Annotated in this window: 2 protein-coding genes and 1 pseudogene; all 3 read left to right on the top strand. The window is 66.4% G+C overall.

Annotated features, from left to right (window positions below):
- A pseudogene (locus tag U9980_RS25380) lies at nt 1-451 on the top strand (hypothetical protein); the annotation flags it as partial.
- A gap of 5 nt (nt 452-456) precedes the next feature.
- The gene (locus U9980_RS25375) at nt 457-1,818 is read left to right on the top strand and encodes a hypothetical protein (RefSeq protein WP_322770235.1); all 1,362 of its coding nucleotides are present in this window, start codon (nt 457-459) and stop codon (nt 1,816-1,818) included.
- A 7-nt stretch (nt 1,819-1,825) separates the two neighbouring features.
- Entirely contained in the window at nt 1,826-3,328 is a 1,503-nt protein-coding gene (locus tag U9980_RS25370; protein ID WP_322770234.1) for an SCO6880 family protein, read from the top strand.
- The last annotated feature ends 138 nt before the right edge of the window (nt 3,329-3,466 follow it).

The raw sequence follows: 3,466 nt of genomic DNA, 5'->3' as shown, positions 1-3,466 counted from the left end.
TTACATTTCAGCCATCCAAGCGCCCGGAAATAGAAACGGGACAAGGATCCGGCCAATATTTGAGTCAATAGCGATACCTAGTAGTATTGAATCACTATCAAAAAGAGTTTCAGACGCAGACTTGGAACTGACGAAAAAATTCGACATCTCCTCGATAAACGATCCAAAACTTGGCTTCTTGCTTCGAGTAGTCGGGTATAAAACACTTTCGAGCAAGAATGATAACGTGACCGTCTCCGTTTGGTCCACTTCGTCTGTCGGGGTGTACGGCGACAATAATCCAATGCTGTCTCCGCAAGAAAAGTGGGGCACAGATATTTGCAAGGTTTCATGGAACGACGGCGACTGGAAACTTTCCGACGCAAACGACGGGTCAGACGGTCCTAGTATCACAAGTAGAGAAGCAGAAGCAATCCAGCTGTTCACCTTCGTAGGAAGGCCGACAACGTGAACGCGGTGACCGCGGAAGGCGGACAGCTTCTCGCCATCGGATTCAATCCTTTCAGCGGGACCGTGGACTCCGTTTCTGAGAAGTCCGCCAGCTTCCTGGACTCGGTGGGTGCAGCGTTCGCGAACATGGCGGCGGACCTGTCGGCATCCGTGTTCAGCTTCGCCGCGCAGAAGACCGCGATCGACCTGAACCAGGACTACGTCGTCAAGAACTACAACATCGTCTTCGGCGTGGCGATCCTGGTCGTCACGGGCCTGTTCATGTGTGCCTGTATTGTCGGCGCCGTGCGCGGGGACCCGCACATTCTCGGCCGCGCTCTCGCGTCCACCGGCACCGCGATCATCGGTTCCTTTGTCGTGCTGACTCTCCTACAGATGCTGCTTTCCGCCAGCGACGGCATCTCCGAATCGTTCGGCGACGGCGCGCCGCTGGGCGCAAGCCTGGTGGCCCAGCTCCGAGCTCTCCCCCAACAGGGCAACTTCGCTCTCGACATGGTCCTGTCGCTGCTCGTCGCGCTGTTCTCGTTCGCGCTCTTCCTGGTTCTCTACATCCGCAAGGTGGCCATCATCGCGGTTGCCGTGTTCATCCCGCTGTATCTTGCCGGGCAGCCGGCGATGTCGACCCGCAACTGGATGAAGCGAGCTGTGGAGATCCTCGCCGCGCTCGTCTTCGCCAAGCCCGTCATCTATGCGATCTTCACCCTGGGCTCGAGCATTGCCAGCGACGCGACCGGGTCAGCCATGGACCAGACACTGACGATTCTCAGCGGCATTGTGATTATGGCCGCCGCGGTCTTCTCGCCACTCGCCCTCCTCTATGTGATCGGGATGGCCGACGTTCAGATCATGCAGGCGATCGGCTCGGCGGGTAAACGCGGCGCGGCAACGTTCGGCCACGGCGCGGGCGCGCTGCTCGGCTCGTCGTCGCGGGAGACCTTCCGGGGTATCGGCGGTCGGCTGCAGAGCCGACAACGGAGCGGGTCGGGGGTGGACGCGGGCCGGCCCGTCACCGGCGATCTCGCCCCGGTCAGCGCCGGTGGTATGGCCAGGGCGGGCAGCCGCCGCGGGTCCGCAACCGGCCCGGCGACTCGGGTCGGCACACCGACCGCTCGTGCACGTCAGACCAGCGGTGCTCAGGCCGCCGGTGCTCAAGCCAGCGGAGGCCAGCCGGCCCAGACCGCGGCCCGGGCCACGGGTGGTGGTTCCGCGGCGCGCGGCGGCACCTCCGCGCGCGTTCCCCGAGCCGCGCCGCCAAGGGCTGCGGCATCGACCGGGTCGCCGTCGATACCGTCACGGTCGCCTGTGACGTCGCCCAAGGTGACCACACCGCCGCCGCCGATCCACCCGACCCGTACCGGAAGAAGCTGAGCCGGGCGTGGTCGCCGAACGCACCTACCGCTTCGGGCCGCTGGAACGCGGCGGGATCCTGCTGGGCATGCGCTGGCCGCAGCTGGGGCTGATGGTCGGGGTGATGCTGTGCATCCTCGGAGCGCTGCGGTCTCCGGTCATACTGGCTCCTGGGTGGCTCGCGCTGGCGGGCGCCCTGGGGTTCATCGCGTTCGTCCGTGTCGACGACCGTAACCTCGATCAGTGGGTGCCGATTCTTGTCGGTTTCACAATGCAGAAGGTGATGGGCGAGACGGTGTTCCGCGGGGCGTTGTTCCGAACCGGCGATGACGCCGACCACCTCTCCAGGACCGCACTGCCAGGGCCGTTGTCATCCCTGGTGATGCTGTCGGTACCGGTTGGCAACAGCCGTTACGTGGCGATCGTGAAGGACGTCAGACGAGGGACGTTCACCGCCGTCCTGCAGGTGCAGGGCAGCCAGTTCGCGTTGCTGGAATCCGGTGACCAGCAGGCCAGAGTGGACGCCTGGGGCGAGTTGCTGGCCGGGCTGACCATCGGCGGCGGCCGGCTGTCCCGGATCCAGTGGCTGGAACGCACCCTGCCGGACTCCGGTGACCAGCTGCAACGGCACTGGCGGGTCCGGGGCAACCATGACAGCTCCTGGGCGGCGCAGGCATACCAGGAGGTCATCGACGCCGCCGGCCCGGTGGCACGGCGCCACGAGACCTTCCTGTCCTTCCAACTGCGGACCCGGGACGTGCGCCGGGCGATCCAACGCGCCGGCGGTGGTGACCACGCGGCCTGCACGGTGCTGCTCGGCGAGCTGCGGACGATGGAGGCTGCGCTGGCCAGGGCATCGATCAACACGGTCGGCTGGCTGCCGCCGCGCGCCCTGGCCGCGGTGATCCGCACCACCTACGATCCCTACTCGATCGAAATGATCGACGCTCGCGGCGGTGCCGCGTCCGACCGGGCCGGTGGGCTCGCCGGCCTGCCCTCGGGTATCGATCCGGCGATCGCCGGCCCGGTTCGTGCGGTCTCCGCCTGGGATCACTACCGCACCGACTCCGGGTTCCACACCACATACTGGATCAACGGTTGGCCGCGGGTCCCGTCCCCGGCGGCATTCCTCGCGCCGCTGCTCATGGAGACGACCTGCCGGCGGACGGTGTCCCTCGTCGTCGAACCGATGCCGGGCCGCAAGGCCGAGAAGACCGTCAATCGCCGCCGGATGGCCCACCTCGGGGAGCAGCAGATGCGGGACAAAGTCGGCAAGGTGACGACTCAGCGTGACATGGCTGAGGCTTCCGAGGTGGAACGCCGTGAGCAGGAGCTCATCGCGGGGTTCGGCGCGTTCCGCTTCCACGGGTTCGTGACCGTCTCCGCGGACGACCTGGACGGCCTTGCCGAGGCGTGCGGCGAGGCCGAGACCCTGGCGTCGCGCAGCCGCCTGGAGATGGTCCGGCTGGTCGGCGAACAGGACCAGGGGTTCAGCGTTGCCGCGCTTCCGCTGGCTGTGGGGGTGTCATGACGGTCGACCGATCGCAGGGAGCCAGAACGGACCGGGCGGCCCGCAGGGAACGGGGGGAGCCGCAACGGGGCGAACGTGAGGCGGCGCGGGCCGAGCGGGCCGCGGCCGGAGCCGAACGCGCGGCGATCCGGCGGGCCC

The organism is Protofrankia sp. Cr1 (assembly GCF_963555865.1).
Taxonomy (GTDB): domain Bacteria; phylum Actinomycetota; class Actinomycetes; order Frankiales; family Frankiaceae; genus Protofrankia.
This window is presented reverse-complemented; position numbering and strand designations above follow the sequence as displayed.